Source organism: Thermopolyspora sp. NPDC052614, from assembly GCF_040678635.1.
GTDB lineage: Bacteria > Actinomycetota > Actinomycetes > Streptosporangiales > Streptosporangiaceae > Thermopolyspora.
Genome location: NZ_JBFATZ010000005.1, coordinates 507,669 through 528,226 on the forward strand (window position 1 = coordinate 507,669; position 20,558 = coordinate 528,226).

Sequence of the window (20,558 nt, forward strand, 5' to 3'; positions counted from 1 at the left end):
CGGGCCTCGTCGATCGCCTGCAAATGACGAACTCCCGGCATGACGACATCGAGAAATATTTCTCCTCGGTGTCCCCCTCGCAGAGAATAAGAAACCGCTTACGTTCGACTCGTCCGCCGGATGGCCTGCGGTCGAGCAAGGACCCTTCTCAACCGGGTTCCGGCGAGTCAACCGGGGATTTGCTCGTGGACTGCCGGGGGGACGTGAGGCGGATCTACATGTGTCGCGAGCGCCGCCGCAAAAAGTTCATCGTCCACATTGGGAACGGCGCCGTATCGTCCGGTTAGATACCGCCGTTCTCTATTGTCCTCTTTGCGGGGCTTAAAATCTGTCAATGGGAACACCTGGGTGCCCCCATCGTCGTCTTTCTCGGTGAACCAGATCTGATCACGCCGCAGGATGTCGCGGCCCTGCACGCGGCCGAGGAGCGCGGAGTCGTGACTGGTGAAGATGAGCTGGGCACCGCGCGGATTGGTGGCCGGATCCTGGAAAAGCTGGATGAGTTTCGCGCTCAGATAGGTGTGCATGCTCGCGTCCAGTTCGTCCGCGAGGAGCACGCCTCCGGACTCCAGGACCGGAAGCACCGATACCGCCAGGTGAAACATCTGCTGCGTACCGTCGGATTCCTCCTCCAATGGGAGAACGAACTCGCCCGCGTCACACCTGTGCTTGAAAAGCAGCATGGTCTGACGCCGAGGAAAAGTTTTGCCGCCGGAGTTCTGTCGCAGAGCGGCAGCCCGAAGGGCCGGTTCCTCATCGGTCTCCTCGACGATCTCGAAGCCGTCGATACCGGTGTCCGCGGCACGCATCAGAGCCGTTATCCGATCCTGCAGACCGGATAGCTCCAGATTGTTCCACCTGTTCCTCATGAACGACCCACGGCCGACCGTCGGCGCTCGAAAGCTCTGGGCGGCGAACCAGCCATAAACCGGTCGCAGCATGTCCTGGCGAGCACGCGCACCGACCGACAGGAGCAGCACGTTCGGCTCGACAAGCTTTTCCAGGCTTTTCACCGAGTCGGGAGTGTGCACCCCATAGGTGAAACCATCGGCACCCCGCTCGAAAATCTTTCGTTCTCTTCTCTGCGGGTAGCTGTACAGCCATTCCTCCACCACGGCCACGTCATCGATGGAGAAGCCATATGTGTAACGAACCCCGTCGATCGACAGGTCCACTACGTACGTGGAGGCCTCGTCGGCGCTGAGCGCGAACGGGTTGCGCCGCATGCCTCCGCCGGGCTCGTTCTCCAGGAAAGACCATCTGACGACGTAGGCCATGTACCTGATCGCGTCGAGCAGATTGGACTTTCCCGAGGCGTTCGGGCCGAAGATCGCCACAACCGGTACGGCCTGCCAGGTCGCGTTCGGCCTGTCCTCTTCGGCGTAAGCGGGCGTCAGCAGCAGTTGCTGCTCCGTACGCAAGGATCGATGGTTCGCCGTGCGGAAACTCAGCAACATCCCGGTTGCAGCCTCTCCTCATATGGACTCTCACCCTACATCGCGTGATACATTCGCGCCATTGATCAGCGTCCACGTCCGAGTCAAAACTGCGGCAGCACACACGGGTGACCCGCGCACCCCTTCGCACGCCCACGACGTGGTGTTCACCGTTGGTCCGACCTGCCGGACATGCCGTCATCGCGAGGGTCGCGCCGGTCCGGCGTCGGCCCCCTGGTAGTGGCGCGACCGCGCACACCGCGCCCGCCGCAGGACTGACACTTCTTACCTTTCCGTCATTCTTGTCAAAGCGACAAAAAGCTAGCCTTCCCCGCATGACGGACGATTCGTGGGTGGCGCCCGCTGTGTTGCTCGCCGTGGACCTGGTGATTTTGACGCTGCGTGAGTCGCGGCTGCAGGTGTTGCTCGTCGAGCGGGGGGTCGAGCCGTACAAGGGCAGGGCGGCGTTGCCGGGTGGGTTCCTGCGGGACGTCGAGGAGGGCATCGTCGAGGCGGCCCACCGGGAGCTGGCCGAGGAGGCCGATCTGGACGTCGAGACGCTTCGGCTGGAGCAGCTCGGCGTGTACGGCGAGCCGGGGCGGGATCCCCGGGGGCGGGTGGTGTCGGTGGCGTATCTGGCCATCGCGCCCCGGCTGCCCGAGCCCACCGCGGGGACGGACGCCGCGAGCGCCGGGTGGCGGCCCGCCGAGGCGGTGCTCTCCGGGGAGATCGAGCTCGCGTTCGACCATCGGCGCATCATCGCCGACGGGGTGGAGCGCGCCCGCGCCAAGCTGGAGCATTCGGCCCTTGCGACGGCGTTCTGCGGCCCTACGTTCACGATCACGGAGCTGCAGGAGGTGTACGAGGCGGTCTGGGGGACGACCCTCGACCCTCGCAACTTCTATCGCAAGGTGCAGAACACCGAGGGGTTCATCGTTCCGGCCGGCACCGCCCGCAGGGCCGCCGGGCGTCCGGCCCGGCTGTTCCGGGCGGGGCCGCGCACGGTCCTCCACCCGCCGATGGTCCGGCCCGACAAGCCGCACGTGAAGGAGTGGGAGAGTGAGTGATCGACACGTCGTCATCCTTACCGCGCTCGACCTGGAGTATCAGGCGGTCCGCAGGCATCTCGCCGCCCCGGGGCTGCACCGGCATCCGCACGGCACCCTCTTCGAGGTCGGCCGGCTCGCGAGCGGACGCTGCCGGGTGGCGCTGGCGAACGTGGGCACCGGCAACCAGGCGGCGGCGGTGCTGACCGAGCGGGCCATCCGCGAGTTCGACCCGGCCGCTCTGCTTTTCGTGGGCGTCGCCGGCGCGCTGAGCCCGCACATCGCCCTCGGGGACGTCGTGGTGGCGACGCGCGTCTACGCGTACCACGGGGGAAAGAGCGAAGACGATGGGCTCAGGAGCCGTCCACGGAGCTGGGAGACCTCGCACGCGGCCGAGCAGCTCGCCCGTCACATCGGCCGCGACGGCGGGTGGGCGGGGGACCTCGACGGGCCCGCGCCCCAGGTGCATTTCGGGCCGATCGCGGCGGGCGAGGTCGTCTTGAACTCCAAGGTGTCCGGGCACGCCCGGTGGATCGAGCAGAACTACAACGACGCGTACGCGATCGAGATGGAGGGCGCGGGCGTCGCGCAGGCCGCGCACCTGAACGGGGCCCTGCCCATGGTCGTCATCCGCGGCGTCAGCGATCGCGCCGACGGCACGAAGGAGATCACCGACCGCGACCGGTGGCAGGAGAGGGCGGCGGCCAACGCGGCGGCGTTCGCTGCGGCGCTGGCGGAGGCGATCGGGGCCGAGGACGAGCGGGGCCGGTGGCCGAAGACGGCGGGAGGAACGGCGATGCGGGTTCGCGAGGACGCTCACGAGGGGGATCGCCATCCCGCGGGGGTGACGTACCACAACGTCGCGCAGGGCAACGCCCAGGTGGGGATTCAGGTCGGCCAGGTGCACGGCGACATCAACTACAGCGTGGGGCAGAGCCGCCCGGAGGACCTGGTGCAGGCGCTCACCAAGTTCCGATCGCTGCTCCGGCGCGCACGGGCGGACGGCCGCCTGGACGAGGAGACCTTCGCGGCTGCCGAGGAGGAACTCGCCATCGCCGACGACGCCCTCCGCGCCGAGACGCCGCAGAGCAAGGGCAAGCTGACCCTGGCGCTCAAGCGGCTGCGCGGGCTGCTCGCCGACGCCGCCGACCTCGCGGGCGACCTGACGACCATCATCACGCTGGCGCAGGCCCTGCGATGACCCCGCCCGACGACGTGCCGATGAACGTGCCGCTCAACGCGCCGATCAACGTGCCGATCAACGTGCCGTTGAACGTGCCAATCAACATGGCCGCCGACTCCGCCCAGGTCGCGGTGCAGGCGGCGGTCGTGCACGGAGACGTCAACTACGTGGTTCCCGCGGATCCGTCGCCGCGGGAGAGGTTCGAGGCGGGGGCACGCCATCTCGACGGGGGCATGCCACAGACCGCCTGGCGGCTCATCCACGACGCCGTCGTGCGCGGCCACCGCACCGACGAGGTGCTCTTCCACTGGCTGCTCGCCCTGTTGAGCGGCAGGACGCGACGCGAGCTGTCCGCCGAGGAGGCGACTCAGCTCCGGGACGTCGACCGGCTCTTCCCGGCCGTCGGCGAGGGCCCCTGGGCGGACGGGGTACGGACGATCAGGCGGCTGCTGGACGCCGCCGCGCGGCCGGACGCGGACATCCGCCTGCCGATGAAGGAGTTCGACGAGCTTCCCGAGACCCAGCGGGCCATGATCCTCCGCCATCTGGAGCTGTTCCTCGAAGGTCCGCTCAACGACCAGATGTGGCGGCTTCGCCTGGAACGGGCCGCCGCTGAGCAGATGTCCGGCAACCGGGCGAAGCGGGTCTGGACGTTCTTCCAGCCGTCGCCCGGGGAGACGCGCGTACGGCCGCCGCAATCGGTCGCCATCTCCGCCGGGACCTGGGCGGGAGCCGTGGGCGGCACGATCGTCCTGGCCGCGGCGACCGCGCACATCGGCGCGCTGCTCGTGCAGGGCGGCCGGACCGCCGCCCTGGTCGCGTACGCGCTGAGCGTCGTGAGCGGTTGGCTGGCGTTCCGCGACGGCGCGGAGTGGCGGTTCCGCACGGCGCGACGACGGGCCAAGGACGCGGAGCACGGCGAGTGGCACGGCAACGGGTTCGGCTTCTCCGGCCGCCGGAGACCCGCCCCGCCGGCCGACGGCTTCGCCCGCCAGGTGGACCGGCGATTCGAGTACTACTTCGCCAAGTACGTCCCGGAAGGCGTCGAGCGCAAAGACTGGCTGGAGTGGACGGCGGGCATCCGCGCGAGCCTGCGTGACGAGGTCGCCGACGCCTACCGGGACACCGGGGTCGCCGTCAACCGGATCAACTGGCTCATCCGCTACCGGACCGGGCGCGTCGTCGCCCGCTGGACGGACGGCACGCTGTGGGACTACCGCCGGGCGCTCGCCGTCCCCGCGACCATGCGGGCGACCGCCGTACTCGGCACCGTGACCTGCGTCATCAGCACGATCCTCGCGGCGCGCGGCGCGATCCAGGTCAGTTCGTTCGAGGCGGTCCGGTCGCTGGTCCTGATCGTCGCGGCCGGGTGGGTCGCCGGGCGCTCCGGCATGCGCGTCGTCATCGAACGCCGCCGATACGCCGCGGACGTCCACGAGTCCAACCGCCTGCTGGACGACAGCCGGGCGGCGCTGCACCGGTGGCGGCAACGGCTGGCCGACCGGCCGGACGACCGGGAGATGGCCGCCTGGCTGGACCACGACCGCAAGGTGCTGCTGGCCGAGACGCTGGAGCACTACCGGCTCAGCATGAGCGACGTCGTCGCCCACGCCTTCATCGAGGCTCCCCACCAGGGCTCCGCCGACCGAGCCCGGGTGCGCGGCGGCCCATGGCGGTACAGGAAGTACCGGCTGCTCATCTTCCTGCTCACTTCCAGGGGCGTGCGTCAGCTCACCGCGACCCTCGACTTCGAGACCGGCGAGTTCCACGATCACGACGAGCTGAACTACCGATTCGAGACGATCTCGTCGGTACGCGTACGGCAGGCGGACACCGGCGAGCGCACCTTCGAGCTGTCCCTTCTCGACGGCCAGAAGATCAGTTTGCTGATCGAGCCGGGTGTGGAGGAACTCCAGCAGGGCGAGGACCCCGGCACGGTTTCCGAGGCGACCCTGGACGCGGCGGGCATCCGGCACACCCTGCACGTTCTCGCGGGCATCGCGGCCGAGGGCAAGAAGTGGATCGACCAGGAACGCAACCGCGCCGAGACCTCGTCCGCGCTGCGGCGGCCTCCGCAGTCCGGCGACACCGGCCGGGAACACCTCGCCGGCACCTGACGGCCCTGCGCGGCCGCTCGCCCATGCCGCTCCGGCCGTCACGCGGGCTCTCCCGCGCAGCAGGTGGGAACGGCCGACTCGCCGTACCGGCTGAAACGGCGTCCGTATGGGGTCGGGTACCGCCGGGCAGGCGCGAACGCGACCGCGAGAACCGGAAGCCGCCGCAGAGCACGTCAACGGATGTCGGCGACGACCTCGATCACCCGCCGCAGGGCGTGGAAGGTGTCGGCGGGGAGCATGTTGTCGCAGTACGGCAGAGCCGCCGCCATCGCACCGACGCGGGGCTCGAAACCGGGGGCGGCGGCGCGGGGGTTGAGCCAGATCACGCGGTGGGCGCGGCGGCGCAGGCGGGTCATGGCGGCGGTCATGGCCTCGGGCGGGTCGGAGTCCCAGCCGTCGGAGGCGATGATGACGACGGCGCCGCGGACGAGGCCGCCGTGGTGGGAGGCGAGCAGGGCGGCGATGTTGGTGGCGATGCGGGTGCCGCCGTAGCGGTCGGTGACCTTTTCGGAGGCGTGCTCGATGGCCAGGCGGGTCGAGCGGTGGCGCAGGGCGGCGGTGAGGCGGGTCAGGGTGGTGGCGAAGGCGAAGGTCTCGGCGTCGGCGAACAGGGCCAGGGCGCGCATCAGGTGCAGGTAGGCGGTCACGTTCGGGCGCATCGACTGGCTGACGTCGCAGAGCATGACGAGGCGGCGGGGGCGGCGGGCGGGGCGTTCGCGCATCAGGCGCAGGGGTTCCCAGCCGGTACGGCGGGAGCGGGCGATGGTGGCGCGCAGGGCGATGCGACGGCCGCGGGGGTCGGGGGTGAAGCGGCGGCTGCGGCGGGTGGGCCAGTCGGTCATCGCCGAGCGCAGCCAGGTGGCGAGGAGGTCGAGTTCGTGGTCGTCGAGGTGCTCGAAGGGGGTGTCGGCCAAGGCGGCGACGGCGCTGGGCAGTGGTTCGGGCACGGTCAGGGGGCTGTCGGACGGCTCCGCGTCGCCGATCACCCGGGGCGGCGTCGCCCAGGGCAGGCCGCCGCCCTGCTGGTTCGCGCCCGCGGTGCCGGGGGCGGTGATGTAGCGGCCGGTGGCGGCGGGCGGGAGGGGGCGTCGGCGGCGGCGCGCGTGCGGGTCGACGCCGAGGGTGACGTCGCCGAACACCGCCGCGAACACGGCGTCGAATATCTCGATCTCGGAGCGGTGCCGTACCAGGGCGATGCGGGCCGCCCAGTACAGGCGCGGCATCGAGTCGGGCGGGGAGACCTCCATCGCGCGGACGAACGCCTCGACGGCGGGAAGGCCCACCGGCACTCCCCGCCGCCGCAGCCGCTCCGCGAACGCCACCGCGAGCGCCGCCCGGTCCACGTTCGCCAGCAGGCCACCCGGGGTCGTCGTCCCATTCGGCGACCGCCTCACCTCCGGCGATTCCGCCTCGGACGGTTCTAGGTCAGACGGCCTCCACTCCCACGACCTGGACCCGGAAGTCCTCATCTCAGACGGTCTCGTGTCCGATGTCGTCAGGTCGGCGGTCCTCGCTTCAGGCGACCCCGGCTCAGGTGACCCCGGCTCGACGATCCCCGCTTCAGGCGACTCCGCCTCGGGCGGCCTCGGCTTGGACGGCCCGCGCTCGGGCGGCGGGCCGTTCGTGGGAAGAGAGGTGTCAGGAGACAACGAGATAGACGACTATGGCGATGATGACGACGGCGGCGATGGCGACCGGGATCAGGCGCTTGTAGATGGAGCCGCCCGCGAGGCTCAGTACGTCCAAGGGTTCGGCCTCGGCGGCCGGGGCGATGACGCGGGCACCGGTGGCGGGTTGCTTTGGGGTCGTGGTGGTCGTGGTGGTCGCGGCGGACGGCGGTTCGTCGGACGTGGCGGTGGACGTGGTGGCCGCCTCCGTGGTCGTGGTGGCGGCCGAGGGGGCACCTATGGGCGCGGTGGGGCTTTCGGCGGCCACGCTTTCGGCGGTCGTGGTCGCGGCGGGGGTGGGTTCGGCCGCAGGGGCCTCGGCGGAGGCGGGAGCGGGAGCGGTCTCGGCGGGGGCGGTGGTGGTCGAGGTGGTGGACTCGGCGGTGGAGGTTTCGGTGGGGGCGTTGTCGGCGAGGAGTTTCTCCTCGAGGCTGGCGACGAACTGGCCGAGGAGCTTCGTCGACACCTCCTTGATCATGCCGCTGCCGAATTGGGCGATCCGCCCGGTGATCTTCAGGTCGGTTTCGACGGTGACGCGGGTGCGGTCGCCGTCCGGGTGGAGCTGGGCGGTGATCGCGGCCGAGGCGTTGCCGGCGCCGCGTGAGTCGCGGCCCTTGGCGTCGATGACGGCGCGGTGGTTGACGTCGTCTTTTTCCAGGAACTTCGCGGTTCCGGCGTACTGCGACACGACCGGGCCGACCTTGATCTTCACCTTGCCGGAGTAGACGTCGCCGTCCACTCCGGTGAGCTGCGCGCCGGGCATGCAGGGGGCGATGGCCTCCAGGTCGGTGAGCACCGCCCAGGCGCGGTCGATCGGGACGCTCACGGTGAACTCGTTGTCAATCTTCATTGGGTTTCTCCAGGGGGTGTGCTCAGGGTCACGCCTCGGGCCACGGCCGCGACGCGGCGGCGGGGACGCCGGGAGTCCGGTGCCGTCCTTCGTCGCGGTTGTCCGGCTCGTCGAGCGCGGCGACGATCGTCTCACGGTCGTCGGGGGTCTTCGCGATCGCGCTCAGCGTGCGGACGACGTCCTGCCGTACGAGTTCGGTCGCGCCGACGGCGGACAGTGCGGCGACCCAGTCGATGGTCTCGGCCATGCCGGGGGCCTTGTCGAGGTCGAGCCGGCGTACCCGGCCGATGAACTCGGTGGCCGACCTGATCAGCGGCTCGTTCGCCGCGGGGACCGAGCGGCGCAGGATCTCCGCGGCCCGCTCGGGGGAGGGGAAGTCGATCCAGTGGTAGAGGCAGCGGCGGCGCAGGGCGTCGTGCAGGTCTCTGCTGCGGTTCGAGGTCAGCACCACGATCGGGGGGCGTTCGGCGGTGAACGTGCCGAGTTCCGGAATCGTGACCGAGGATTCGCCGAGGAATTCGAACAGCAGGGCCTCGAACTCGTCGTCGGCCCGGTCGATCTCGTCGATGAGCAGCACCGGCGGGGTGGGGCCGCGGTGGCGTACGGCCCGCAGGATCGGACGTTCCTGCAGGAACTCCTCGGTGAACAGGTCGGCGTCGGCGAGCCGGTCGTGCCGGGCCTCGGCGAGCCGGATGGCGAGGAGCTGGCGCTGGTGGTTCCACTCGTACAGGGCCTCGCTCGCGGTGAGGCCCTCGTAGCACTGGAGCCGGATCAGCGGCGTGCCGAGGGCGCGGGCCAGGGCCTTGGCCGCCGTGGTCTTGCCGACGCCGGGCTCGCCCTCCAGCAGGAGCGGCTGCCCGAGCGTCAGCGCGAAGAACAGCGCGGCGGCCATGCCCTCGTCGACCAGATACCCGACCTCGTCGAGCCGCCGCCGCACCTCCTCGGTGTCGGCGAACACGTGGCTCACCGCGTGGCACCCGTGCCACGACCGGATCGGGTGGCGAACACGCCTCTACCGCCCGCCTTTCTCCGCGTACCGGTCGCGGCAGCCCATGCCGCAGAACCACACATCCTCGCCATCAATCGCCAAATGGGGCGTATCCGGCATGACGGTCACCGTCATACCACAAATCGGATCAATTGCCTGCACCGGCGCTTCCGCCTGCCGGGCCGCCGCGTACCGGTCGCGGCAGCCGGTGCCGCAGAACCACACATCCTCGCCGCCGACCAGCAGATGCGGGGTCTGCGGAGTCACCGTCACCGACATGCCGCACACCGGATCGACCGCCTGCGTGGGTGCGGCGGGCTGGTCGGCTTTGGCGAGCGGGGCCGGGCCGAGGTCGGATCTGCGGATCTCGCGGACGATCTCGGCGAGGATCGACAGGGCGATCTCGGGGGCGGTGCGGGCGCCGATGTCGATGCCGACCGGGGAGTGTACGCGGCGGCGCTCGTCCTCGGTCAGGCCCATCTCGGTCAGTACGGCCTCGCCGCGGCGGCGGCTGGCGACCAGGCCGACGTAGCCGACGCCCGCGTCGAGGGCGGCGCGGATGGCGGCCGGTTCGTCGCGGCCGTGGCTGGCCACCACGACCGCCGTCGCGCCGGCGGGGCCCTGCTCGTCGGCGGCGGGCCGGACGGCGAAGTCCAGCGGGGCGGCCAGTTGCGCGAGGGCCTTGGCGATCGGGGTGTCGCCGACGATCCACAGGACCGGGGGCGGCAGCAGCGGCTGGAGGAAGATCTCCAGTGCGCCGCCGGACAGGCAGGGGTTGACGACGACCTGGGCGCCCGGGGAGTCGGGGAAGTCCTGTTCGTCCTCGGGCAGCACACGCAGTAGCAGGCTGCGCCCGTCGCGCAGGGTGCCCAGCGCGGCCGTGCGGACCGACTGCTCGGCGCACTGGCCGCCGACGAAGCCCTCGATGGACCCGTCGGGCAGGACGATCGCGTCGTCCCCGGGGCGTACCGAGGCGGGGACCTGAGCGCGGACCACGACCGCGTGCACGAACGGCACGCGGTCGGCGGCCAGCTCCTTCATGCGGTCGGCGATGCTCGACCCAGAGATGCTCGACCCGGAAAGGCTCGACCCGGAGATGCTCGACACCATGGTGCTCCGCTCAGATGGGCGGCTGCGGTACGCCGCGCATGGCGTCCCACACCCGCGAGGGGGTCAGCGGCATGTCGGCGTGCCGGACGCCGAACGGCCTGAGCGCGTCGACGACCGCGTTGACGATCGCGGGCGGGGAGCCCACCGTGGCCGACTCGCCGATGCCCTTCGCGCCGATCGGGTGGTGCGGCGAGGGGGTGACGGTGTAGCCGGTCTCCCAGTCGGGCGTCTCCAGGGCGGTCGGGATGAGGTAGTCCATCAGCGAGCCGCCGAGGCAGTTGCCGTCCTCGTCGAAGGCGATCATCTCCATCAGCGCCATGCCGACGCCGTCGGCGAGGCCGCCGTGCACCTGGCCCTCGATGATCATCGGGTTGATGCGGGTGCCGCAGTCGTCCACGGCGATGAACCGCCGCACGGTGACCTTCGCCGTACCCGGGTCGATGTCGACGACGCAGATGTACGCGCCGTGCGGATAGGTGAGGTTCGATGGGTTGTAGCAGATCTGCGCCTCAAGGCCGCCTTCGAGACCTTCGGGCAGGTCACCCGCGCCGTGCGCCCGCATGGCGATGTCCTGGATCGTCACCGAACGGGTGGGGTCGCCCGCCACGTGGAACGCGCCCTTCGTCCACTCCAGGTCGGCGACCGACACCTCCAGCATGCCCGAGGCGATGATCTTCGCCTTGTCCCGCACCTTGCGCGCCACCAGCGCCGCCGCGGCGCCGGACACGGGCGTGGAGCGGCTGCCGTACGTGCCGAGGCCGAACGGGGTCTGGTCGGTGTCGCCGTGCACGACCTCGATGTCGGCGGGCGGGATGCCGAGCTCCTCGGCGACGATCTGCGCGAACGTCGTCTCGTGCCCCTGGCCCTGCGTCTGCACCGACAGCCGCACCACCGCCTTGCCGGTCGGGTGGATGCGCAGCTCGCAGCCGTCGTTCATGCCGAGGCCGAGGATGTCCATGTTCTTGCGCGGCCCGGCGCCCACCGCCTCGGTGAAGAACGACACGCCGATGCCCATGATCTCGCCGCGGGCGCGCCGCTCGGCCTGCTCGGCGCGCAGCTCGTGGTAGCCGGCGATCTCCATCGCCTTGCGCATCGTCGGCTCGTAGTCGCCCGAGTCGTACACCCAGCCGGTCTTGGTCTGGTACGGGAACTGGTCGGGCCGGATGAAGTTCTTCATGCGCAGCTCGACCGGATCCATCTTCAGCTCGTACGCCAGGCAGTCGACGATGCGCTCGACCAGGTAGACGGCCTCGGTGATGCGGAACGAGCACGCGTACGCGACCCCGCCGGGGGCCTTGTTGGTGTAGACGGCGGTCACCTTGGCGTACGCGGCCTGCAGGTCGTAGCTGCCGGTGAACACGCCGAAGAACCCGGCCGGGAACTTCAGCGGCGCGGCCTGGCCGTTGAACGCGCCGTGGTCGGCGAGCACGTTCGTGCGGATCGCCAGGATCTTCCCGTCGCGGGTGGCCGCGATCTCGCCCCGCATGACGTAGTCGCGGGCGAAGCCGGTGCTGATCAGGTTCTCCGAGCGGTCCTCGACCCATTTGACCGGCTTGCCGGTGAGCAGGGAGCCCACGATCGCGCACACGTACCCAGGGTAGATCGGCACCTTGCCGCCGAAGCCGCCGCCGATGTCCGGCGCGATCACCCGGATCTTGTGCTCGGGCAGGCCCGCGACCAGCGCGTACAGGGTTCGGTGGGCGTGCGGGGCCTGCGTGGTGGACCACAGGGTGAGCTTGCCGTCGACGCGGTCGTAGTCGGCGACCGCGCCGCACGTCTCCAGCGGGGCCGGGTGCACGCGCGGGTAGACGATGTCCTGGCTGACGACCACGTCGGCGGAGGCGAACACGGCCTCGGTGGCCTCGGCGTCGCCGGTCTCCCAGTCGAAGATGTGGTTGTCGGTCTTGCCCTCCAGGTCGGTGCGGATCACCGGCGCGTCCGGGTCGAGGGCCTTGCGCACGTCGATCACCGGGTCGAGCGGCTCGTACTCGACGTCGATGAGCTCCAGCGCGTCGCGGGCGGCGTAGCGGTCCTCGGCGACGACGAACGCGACCTCCTGGCCCTGGAAGCGCACCTTGTCGGTGGCGAGCACGGCCTGCACGTCGTTGGAGAGCGTCGGCATCCAGGCCAGGCCCTTCTCGGCCAGCATCGCGCCGGTGACGACGGCCTTCACCTTCGGGTGGGCCTCGGCGGCGCTGGTGTCGACGCTGACGATGCGGGCGTGCGCCAGCGGGGAGCGCAGGATCGCCAGGTGCAGCATGCCGGGCAGTTGCACGTCGTCGACGTACCGGCCCTTGCCGCGAATGAACCGCGGATCCTCCTTGCGGAGCATGCGGCCGAAGCCGACCGGCTTCTGGTCGTTGTTCTCGAACCCGGCGGGACGGTGCTCGACGGCGGTCATGACGCGCTCCCGTTGCTGCTCGCGGCCGTTTTCTGTCCCGCCTCGTACGCGGCGGCCCACTTCACCGAGCGGACGATCGTGGCGTAGCCGGTGCACCGGCAGATCTGGCCCGAGATCGCCTCGCGGATCTCCTCGTCGGAGGGGTCGGGGTTGCGGTCGAGCAGCGCCCGCGCCGTCATCATCATGCCGGGCGTGCAGAAGCCGCATTGCAGGCCGTGGCATTCGGTGAACCCGCGCTGCACCGGGTCCAGCTCGCCGTCCCGCTCCAGGCCCTCGACGGTGCGCACCTCGTGGCCGCTCGCCGTGGCGGCGAGCACGGTGCACGACTTGACCGGCTCGCCGTCGAGCCACACCACGCAGGCGCCGCAGTTGCTGGTGTCGCAGCCCCAGTGGGTGCCGGTCAGGCCGAGGTGGTCGCGCAGGTAGTGGACGAGCAGCAGGCGGGGCTCGATCTCGCCGCCGACCGGCTCGCCGTTCACGGTCATCGAAACCTGCATGTCAGACCCTCTCGTTGGCTCGGGCGACGGACCGGCGCAGGGCCCGCTTGGTGAGTTCGGCGACCAAGTGGCGCTTGTAGTCGGCGCTGCCGCGCTGGTCGGTGACGGGGGTGCAGCTCTCGGCGGCGATCGCGCCGGCGCGCTCGTACAGCTCCTCCGAGGGCGGGTTGCCGCGCATCAGCTCGGACACGGCCGGGATGCCGGTGGTGTTGGGGCCGACGGCGGCGAGGCCCACCCGGGCGTCGGTGATCACGCCGTTGTCCAGCCAGACGGCCGCGCCCGCCGAGACGATCGCCCAGTCGCCCGCGCGCCGCTCCACCTTCTCGTACGCGCTGGAGCCGCCGGGCCGCAGCGGGACGCGGATCTCGGTCAGCATCTCCGCGTCGCCGACGGCCGTCTCGTACGGCCCGCGGTGGAACTCCTCCATGGTCACGACCCGCTCCCCCGAGCTGCTGCGGATGACACATTCGGCGGCCACGGTAGTGCACACCGCCGACAAATCCTCCGACGGATCGGCCTGGCACAGCGAGCCGCCCAGGGTGCCGCGGTTGCGCACGATCGGGTCCGCGATCACCTTCTCCGCGTCCCGGAAGATCGGGAACGACTCGGCGAGCTCGTCGGACTCCAGCAGCTCCCGGTGCCGCGTCATCGCCCCGATCCGGATCCGCGTCGGCTCGACCCGGATGTAGCCGAGCTCGGCGTGCAGCTCGTTGATGTCGATCAGATACTCGGGGCTGGCCAGCCGAAGCTTCATCATCGGCAGCAGACTGTGCCCGCCCGCGAGGATGCGCGCCGATCCGCCCAGCCGTTCAAGCAGCCCGATGGCGTGATCGACGCTGGTGGCACGCTCGTACTCCAGCGGCGCCGGTACCTGCATGAAAGCACCCCTTCGTGCGACGGTAGACGCTCAGTCCACGACCAACCCCGATCGCTGTCAACGCCGACCTAAGCAAACCCTTAATCGGCACGGAACGCCTTGCCCGCCGGGCTTTCCGCCCCGGAGGGCGGCGACGCCGTCAACGACCTGCCGAATCGAGGTGGTCCAGCAGCAGGTCCAGCGGCCGGGGCACGCGATCGAGGTCGAGCGCGGCGACGAGCAGGCTCGCGTAACGGATCTTCCGGCCGCTGCCCGCCGCGATGAACCTGCGCAACCGGTCGTGCGCGGTGCTCGCCCGCCACGCGGGCTGCTTGCGCATCGTGCGGTACGAGCCGAGCTCGCCCTCGGCCTCGACGACGCGCTCGACCGCGGCGGTGCCGAGGGCGCGGATCAGCTCGTCCTCCAGGTCGGCGACGCACACGAAGAACCCGAGCGCCTCCAGATCGCTGCGGCTGAGCCCGGATCCGAGCCCGGCCCGCTCCAGCCTCCTGCGGAAGCCGTCCTCCTCCCCGGCGTCGCACAGCCCGGTTACCCGGAGGCCGCGACCGCGCGGGCCGTACATGCCGAGGTACTTCCCGACGTTCGTGGCGCCGCCCATCGCCACGAGACAGATGCCTTCGGCCGTCAGGTCCCGCCCCAGACGCCCGGCCAGCGCCTCGACGGCCGACTTGCCGCTGACTCCTCCAACCTCCCGCAATTCGATGACACCCGTTGCCGCGTTGGCTGTGACGCTTCACCGTGGGGCCCACTCGTATGCCTTGTCATGCGGCAGCATGTTGAGCAGGACGTATAGGTCGCCTTTCTCGGGCGCGAGCACGACACCACGCCAGAAGTTTGTGACACGAATAGTACATATTCGACCATCACGGTCGTTTTTCACCTGTTCCGAGTGCAGACCTACATACGTGGCCGCCTCAAACTTCGCAGAACACCGTGACGACCTGGTCCCGAACGGGCTTCTCCAGCTTGACATAACGCCGGAAGAAGTCCCTCTAGGCACCAAACCGTGTCATGCCACACGCACCCTCCACGCAATCACGAAGCCCACCGACGGTAATGATATGTACGCGCAATGCCATCTTCATGGTGACAGTTCCATGAAGATCCCTAGCTCACCACCATCCTCTAGCAATATCGTCGAAATCGCACTTCGCAAACCCATGAAATAAATCGAACATATAATCCACATGTCACCATCTAGGGAGCAGTGGCCTGGCAATGGACGTCTTCCAGGTGCACGAACAGCTCATCGCGGACTATGACGAGTTCACCTCATCGCTTGTCCATGTCCGCGACGAACGGATACGCCAACATCTCGAAGATGAGCGCCAGGCTCGCGTTCGCTGGCCGCATCCATGGGTGTCGCTGAACCCGAGCTTCGCCGACGGCGGCACCGTATCCGACCTGGTCAAGACCAACCTGCTGCACCCCATGTGCGACCGGTTGTTCCGGATCAAGACCGACAGGAACGATCCAGGGGCTCGGCCGCTCTCCCTCCGCCGGCACCAGCATGAAGCGATCGAGGCCGCTCGCGACGGCGCCAGCTACGTGCTCACCACGGGCACCGGCTCCGGCAAGAGCCTCACCTACATGGTGCCGATCGTCGACTCCGTCCTGCGCGACCCGGAGCCGGGCCGGGTGAAGGCCATCGTCGTGTACCCGATGAACGCCCTCGCGAACAGCCAGCTTGAGGAACTCGAACGCTACCTGCTGTGGGGCCTGGCCAGACATGAGCAGCGGGTGACGTTCGCCCGCTACACCGGTCAGGAGAGCGAAGAGGAGCGTCAGCGGATCCTGGACCGCAAGCCGGACATCCTGCTGACCAACTACGTCATGCTCGAATACCTGCTGACCCGCCCTGCCGAGCGCAGGGACCTGATCGGGGCCGCGCAGGGCCTGCGCTTTCTGGTCCTGGACGAGTTGCACACCTATCGCGGTAGGCAGGGTGCCGACGTCGCCCTCCTCGTCCGTCGACTCCGCGACGCGTGCGCGGCACCCGGGCTGCAGTGTGTGGGCACCTCCGCCACCATGGCCACCACGGCGACCTTCGCCGAAGCGCAGGAGGTCATCGCGCAGGTCGCGACCCGGCTGTTCGGCACCGATGTGACGCCCGATCGGGTCATCGGCGAGACCTTGGTCAGAGCCACCCTCGACCAGCAGCCGACCGGTCCCCAGTTGCGTGCCGCCATGGAGTCGGCAGGCAGCGGCCGCGGCTACGCCGAGCTCGCGGCCGACCCGCTCGCGAGCTGGGTCGAGTCCACATTCGGCCTGGACAGGGAGCCAAGGACTGACCGGCTGGTGCGCCGTACGCCGACCCGGGTGGCCGACGCCGCCGATGGTCTCGCCGAACTGACCGGACGATCCCCGCAGGACTGCGCCCTCGTCATCGAGAAGCTCCTGCAGGAGGGCGCCAAGGCGCTCCACCCGGACAAGAACGAGCCGCTGTTCGCGTTCCGGCTGCACCAGTTTCTGTCCAAGGGCGACACTGTCTACGTCAGCCTTGAATCGGAAACCGACCGGCACATCACCAGCCAGTACCAGATCAGCGTCCCCGGCCAGCGGGACAAAATGCTGTTCCCGCTGGCCTTCTGCCGGGAATGCGGCCAGGAGTATCTCGTCGTCAGCAAGCGCAAGGGCGGCGGCTACGAGGCCCGGCCCGAGGCGGACGTCGCGGGCGGCGAGGCCGTCAACGGATACCTGTACGTCAGCTCCAACCATCCCTGGCCGGCCGATCCCGTCGCCGAGGGCAGGCTTCCCGATTCGTGGCTGGAGCCAGCCGCCGATGGCGGCACCCAGGTCCGGTCCACACGGCGCGACGATCTCCCAAAGGAGATCTGGCTCGGCCCGGGAGGCGGAGAGACCCCGGCCGGCGAGGGACAGCGCGCCTGGTACTTCCGCGAGCCGTTCAAGTTCTGCCTGCGCTGTCGGGTGTCCTATGAGCAGGCACGCGGCAGCGACTTCGCCAAACTGGCCACCTTCGCGTCGGAGGGCCGCAGTTCAGCGGTGTCGCTCATCAGCACCAGCATCGTACGCAATCTGCGCCACCAGACCGAACTCGACGAGCGGTCCCGCAAGCTGCTGACCTTCGTCGACAACCGGCAGGACGCCAGCCTCCAGGCCGGTCACCTCAACGACTTCGTGCAGGTCACGCAGGTACGGGGTGCCCTGTTCCGTGCCGCCGACACCGCCGGGGAGGACGGCCTGCGGCACGACGACATCGCCCAGCGGGTCGCCCGGGTGCTCAACCTGCCGCTCACCGCGTTCGCGCAGAACCCCGACGTCAAGTTCGGCCAGCGCGAGCACGTGATGAAGGCACTGCGCGGCGCGCTCTCCTACCTGATCTACGTGGACCTGGCGCGCGGCTGGCGCATCACCATGCCGAACCTGGAACAGACCGGCCTGCTCCGCTTCGACTATGTCGCACTCGACGAGATCGCCCACGACAACGAGTATTGGGCCGAGGCCCATCCGCTCCTTCGCGACGACGAGCCCGGCCACCGCGCGGATCTGATTCGCATCGTCTTGGACGAGATGCGGCGCGCCCTCGCGGTCGACGTGGACGTATTGACCTATGAGGGGTACGAGCGCGTCTTCAACCAGTCCCAGCAACATCTGACCGGTGTGTGGATGCTCGGAGACCCGGACACCCGCGTCGACGCGACGACCGTTTTCGCTCAGCCAGGGCGGCCCGGTGAGAGCAGAAACCGGGTCAACTTCACCGGCCGCAACGCGCTCGGACGCTATTTTCGCCGCCATCGCGCTTTCTCACACCATCAGGGCCAGCTCACTATCGACGAGGCCCAGTTCCTCATTGAGCGGCTGCTCTGGGCCTTGGAGAAGTACGGCCTGCTGGCCGAGGTGGCGGAGACGCGAGACGGCGCCAAGGGGTACCGGCTTAAGGCCTCCGAGCTGATCTGGCGGGCGGGAGACGGCAAGAGCGGCGCGTCCGATCCGCTGCGGAAGACGGTCGACCCGGAGGTCGGGACCCGGGTCAGCGAGTTCTTCAAGGATCTGTACGCCACCGTCGCGGGCGAGTTCGTCGGCATCCAGGCGGCCGAGCACACCGCGCAGGTGCAGGCGGTCCGGCGGCAGGAGCGGGAGAAGCTCTTCCGCGACGGCCGGCGACTGCCGTTGCTGTACTGCTCGCCCACCATGGAGTTGGGCGTCGACATCGCCACCCTCAACGCCGTCGCCATGCGCAACGTCCCGCCCACCCCCGCCAATTACGCCCAGCGGTCGGGCCGCGCCGGGCGGAGCGGCCGGCCCGCGCTGATCACCACCTACTGTTCCACCGGCAGCCCGCACGACCAGTACTACTTCCGCCGCCCGGAGCGCATGGTGTCCGGAAGCGTCGAAGCACCCCGGCTCGATCTGACCAACGAGGACCTGGTCAGCTCACATGTCCACGCCATTTGGCTGGCGGAGACGGGCGCCTCCCTGTACTCGCGGATGCCGGATGTGCTGGACATCTCCCAGGAAGACGCTCTGCCGCTCCGCGAGCATCTGCGGACACAGTTCGACGACGAGGCGGCGAAGCGCCGCGCCGTCCAGCGTGCGAAGAACGTCCTCGCCGACGTCCTGGGTCGCGAGAACGTCACCAAGAGCAGCTGGTGGCACGAGGGGTGGATCGAGGACACCGTACGCAACGCGGCGAAGCGATTCGACGAGCGCTGCGACCGATGGCGCGGGTTGTACCGGGCCGCCTTGGCCGAACAGCGTGAGCAGAACAACAGGGTCATGGACTACTCCTCATCCCCCGATGAGAAGCGCATCGCCCAGCGGCAACGGCAGCAGGCGGAGAACCAGCTCCGGCTGCTGAAGAACGAGGACACCGACCGCCAGTTCAGCGACTTCTACACCTACCGCTACTTCGCCTCCGAGGGTTTCCTGCCCGGATACTCCTTCCCCCGGCTCCCCCTGGCCGCCTACATACCGGGCGAGCGGCGCAAGGGCGAGTACATTCAGCGCCCCCGCTTCATCGCGATCAGCGAGTTCGGTCCCGGCGCCCTCATCTACCACGAGGGAGGCCGCTACGAGGTCGCCAAGATTCAAGTACCGACTGGAGACGAGGGCGAGGTCATCACCTCCGAGGCGAGGATCTGCGCCGGATGCGGCTACTGGTACAACCGGCAGGCCGGGACGGACAAGTGTGACGCGTGCGACAGTCAACGCCTCACCTCGTTGGCCGGGCTGATGCCGTTGCAGACCGTGGAGACCATCCGCCGTCAGCGGATCTCCTCGGATGAGGAGGAACGCCGCCGCGCGGGATTCGACCTGTTGATCACTTACGCGTTCAACAGCCACAGCGTGCGCCCCGGTCGGCTGGAAGCGCAGGTCAAGCACGAAGACGACCAGGTGGCCGGGCTGATCTACGGCGACACCGCCACCGTACGTGTGATCAACCGGGGACGTCTCGGGCGGAAGAACCGCAACGACATCGGCTACTGGCTCGACCCGGTGCGCGGCCGATGGGCGAAGGACTCCGACAGGTCGAATCAGGCCCCCGAGGACGCGAGCCTGTTGCCGCTCGACAAGGCCAAGCGCGTCGTCAAGGTCGTGCCCTACGTGGAGGATCGCAAGAACATCTGTGTCCTACGGCTGGCCACCCCGGTCAGTGAGACAGTCGCCACCACCCTGCGGTACGCGCTGGAGCGCGGCATCGAGGCCGAGTTCCAGTTGGAGGACGCCGAACTCACCAGCGAGCCGCTGCCCGACCCGCACCATCGGGGGCGGATGCTGTTCATCGAGAGCGCCGAGGGCGGGGCGGGAGCCCTGCGACGCCTGCACGACGAGAAGGACGCGCTGGCCAACGTGGCGCGGCGCGCGCTCGAGATCATCCATGTTAATTCCGACACCGGCGAGGATCGCGACCGTGCCGAGGGAGCCCGGGAGCGGTGCGAGCGAGGCTGCTACGACTGCCTGCTCTCCTACTCCAACCAGCGCTGGCATCGAAATATCGACCGGTTGAGCGTGGTGGCGATCCTCATGGACCTGTCCCGGTCCACTACCGAACCGACCGGCGAGCACCGAACGGCGGAGGAGCACGCCGACGCGCTGCACGAGTCCGCCGACAGCGAGTTGGAGCACACCTTCCTGGACTTCCTCCGCACCGGCGACTACCGCCTTCCGGACGGTGTCCAGGTACTGGTCTCCGACGCCTACGCGAAGCCCGACTTCATCTACCGCACAAAGGCAGGAAATATCGCCATTTTCATCGACGGTCCTCACCATGACGCTCCCGCCGTGGCCGAGCGCGACATGGCGGCGGAGGACCGCCTGATGGATCTTGGCTGGCTGGTCATCAGATTCCGACACGACGAGGATTGGGACAAGATCGTGCGCAGGTATCCGAGCGTCTTCGGCACCGGGCGAGGCGGCCGATGAGC

13 protein-coding genes and 1 pseudogene are annotated in these 20,558 nt (G+C 69.4%); 4 read left to right on the forward strand and 10 right to left on the reverse strand.

Going from position 1 to position 20,558, the window contains the following annotated elements:
* Positions 1-167 precede the first annotated feature (167 nt).
* Positions 168-1,457 (reverse strand): ATP-binding protein, encoded by a 1,290-nt coding sequence (locus AB0K60_RS14395; RefSeq protein WP_364053367.1) that lies wholly within the window; start codon positions 1,455-1,457, stop codon positions 168-170.
* A 314-nt stretch (positions 1,458-1,771) separates the two neighbouring features.
* Between AB0K60_RS14395 and AB0K60_RS14400 the strand changes: the two genes are divergently transcribed.
* From AB0K60_RS14400 to AB0K60_RS14410, 3 genes are read left to right on the forward strand one after another with little or no spacing between them, the layout of a single operon-like run.
* Complete coding sequence (locus tag AB0K60_RS14400; RefSeq protein ID WP_364053370.1) at positions 1,772-2,503, forward strand: NUDIX domain-containing protein; 732 nt, start codon at positions 1,772-1,774, stop codon at positions 2,501-2,503.
* The gene (locus tag AB0K60_RS14405) at positions 2,496-3,683 is read left to right on the forward strand and encodes a 5'-methylthioadenosine/S-adenosylhomocysteine nucleosidase (protein WP_364053373.1); all 1,188 of its coding nucleotides are present in this window, start codon (positions 2,496-2,498) and stop codon (positions 3,681-3,683) included. The genes AB0K60_RS14400 and AB0K60_RS14405 overlap by 8 nt, the downstream gene beginning before the upstream one ends.
* The gene (locus AB0K60_RS14410) at positions 3,680-5,782 is read left to right on the forward strand and encodes a hypothetical protein (protein WP_364053376.1); all 2,103 of its coding nucleotides are present in this window, start codon (positions 3,680-3,682) and stop codon (positions 5,780-5,782) included. Before AB0K60_RS14405 ends, AB0K60_RS14410 begins: the two co-directional genes overlap by 4 nt.
* Before the next feature lie 173 nt (positions 5,783-5,955).
* On the opposite strand, the gene AB0K60_RS14415 is transcribed toward AB0K60_RS14410, so the two are convergent.
* From AB0K60_RS14415 to AB0K60_RS14455, 9 genes and pseudogenes are all read right to left on the reverse strand, one after another.
* Positions 5,956-7,176 carry a VWA domain-containing protein gene (locus AB0K60_RS14415; protein WP_364053379.1) on the reverse strand — a complete coding sequence of 407 codons (1,221 nt, stop codon included), beginning with the start codon at positions 7,174-7,176 and terminating at the stop codon, positions 5,956-5,958.
* Between the two features lie 244 nt (positions 7,177-7,420).
* On the reverse strand, positions 7,421-8,299 hold the full coding sequence (locus AB0K60_RS14420; RefSeq protein WP_364053382.1) for an SRPBCC family protein: 879 nt from the start codon (positions 8,297-8,299) through the stop codon (positions 7,421-7,423).
* A 28-nt stretch (positions 8,300-8,327) separates the two neighbouring features.
* On the reverse strand, positions 8,328-9,266 hold the full coding sequence (locus AB0K60_RS14425) for a MoxR family ATPase (protein ID WP_364053385.1): 939 nt from the start codon (positions 9,264-9,266) through the stop codon (positions 8,328-8,330).
* A gap of 45 nt (positions 9,267-9,311) precedes the next feature.
* Positions 9,312-10,397 (reverse strand): XdhC family protein, encoded by a 1,086-nt coding sequence (locus tag AB0K60_RS14430; protein ID WP_364053388.1) that lies wholly within the window; start codon positions 10,395-10,397, stop codon positions 9,312-9,314.
* A gap of 10 nt (positions 10,398-10,407) precedes the next feature.
* The gene (locus tag AB0K60_RS14435; RefSeq protein WP_364053391.1) at positions 10,408-12,798 is read right to left on the reverse strand and encodes an aerobic carbon-monoxide dehydrogenase large subunit; all 2,391 of its coding nucleotides are present in this window, start codon (positions 12,796-12,798) and stop codon (positions 10,408-10,410) included.
* Complete coding sequence (locus AB0K60_RS14440) at positions 12,795-13,295, reverse strand: (2Fe-2S)-binding protein (RefSeq protein WP_364053394.1); 501 nt, start codon at positions 13,293-13,295, stop codon at positions 12,795-12,797. The genes AB0K60_RS14435 and AB0K60_RS14440 overlap by 4 nt, the downstream gene beginning before the upstream one ends.
* 1 nt (position 13,296) lies before the next feature.
* A complete protein-coding gene (locus AB0K60_RS14445; RefSeq protein WP_364053397.1) occupies positions 13,297-14,172 on the reverse strand; it encodes a xanthine dehydrogenase family protein subunit M in 876 nt (291 codons plus the stop codon).
* A gap of 139 nt (positions 14,173-14,311) precedes the next feature.
* Positions 14,312-14,869, reverse strand: a complete 558-nt coding sequence (locus AB0K60_RS14450) for an ATP-dependent endonuclease (protein ID WP_364053400.1) — start codon at positions 14,867-14,869, stop codon at positions 14,312-14,314.
* A 39-nt stretch (positions 14,870-14,908) separates the two neighbouring features.
* Positions 14,909-15,137: pseudogene (locus AB0K60_RS14455) on the reverse strand (DNA helicase); the annotation flags it as partial.
* Positions 15,138-15,531: 394 nt separating this feature from the next.
* On the opposite strand from AB0K60_RS14455, the gene AB0K60_RS14460 reads away from it, so the two are divergent.
* Positions 15,532-20,556 (forward strand): DEAD/DEAH box helicase, encoded by a 5,025-nt coding sequence (locus AB0K60_RS14460; RefSeq protein ID WP_364053403.1) that lies wholly within the window; start codon positions 15,532-15,534, stop codon positions 20,554-20,556.
* The last annotated feature ends 2 nt before the right edge of the window (positions 20,557-20,558 follow it).

Excerpts from the sequence above, each read along its gene's own strand:
- AB0K60_RS14395 (WP_364053367.1), bottom strand. The coding sequence starts at position 1,457 with ATGTTGCTGAGTTTCCGCACGGCGAACCATCGATCCTTGCGTACGGAG.
- AB0K60_RS14400 (WP_364053370.1), top strand. The coding sequence starts at position 1,772 with ATGACGGACGATTCGTGGGTGGCGCCCGCTGTGTTGCTCGCCGTGGAC.
- AB0K60_RS14410 (WP_364053376.1), top strand. The coding sequence starts at position 3,680 with ATGACCCCGCCCGACGACGTGCCGATGAACGTGCCGCTCAACGCGCCG.
- AB0K60_RS14420 (WP_364053382.1), bottom strand. The coding sequence starts at position 8,299 with ATGAAGATTGACAACGAGTTCACCGTGAGCGTCCCGATCGACCGCGCC.
- AB0K60_RS14430 (WP_364053388.1), bottom strand. The coding sequence starts at position 10,397 with ATGGTGTCGAGCATCTCCGGGTCGAGCCTTTCCGGGTCGAGCATCTCT.
- AB0K60_RS14435 (WP_364053391.1), bottom strand. The coding sequence starts at position 12,798 with ATGACCGCCGTCGAGCACCGTCCCGCCGGGTTCGAGAACAACGACCAG.
- AB0K60_RS14440 (WP_364053394.1), bottom strand. The coding sequence starts at position 13,295 with ATGCAGGTTTCGATGACCGTGAACGGCGAGCCGGTCGGCGGCGAGATC.
- AB0K60_RS14445 (WP_364053397.1), bottom strand. The coding sequence starts at position 14,172 with ATGCAGGTACCGGCGCCGCTGGAGTACGAGCGTGCCACCAGCGTCGAT.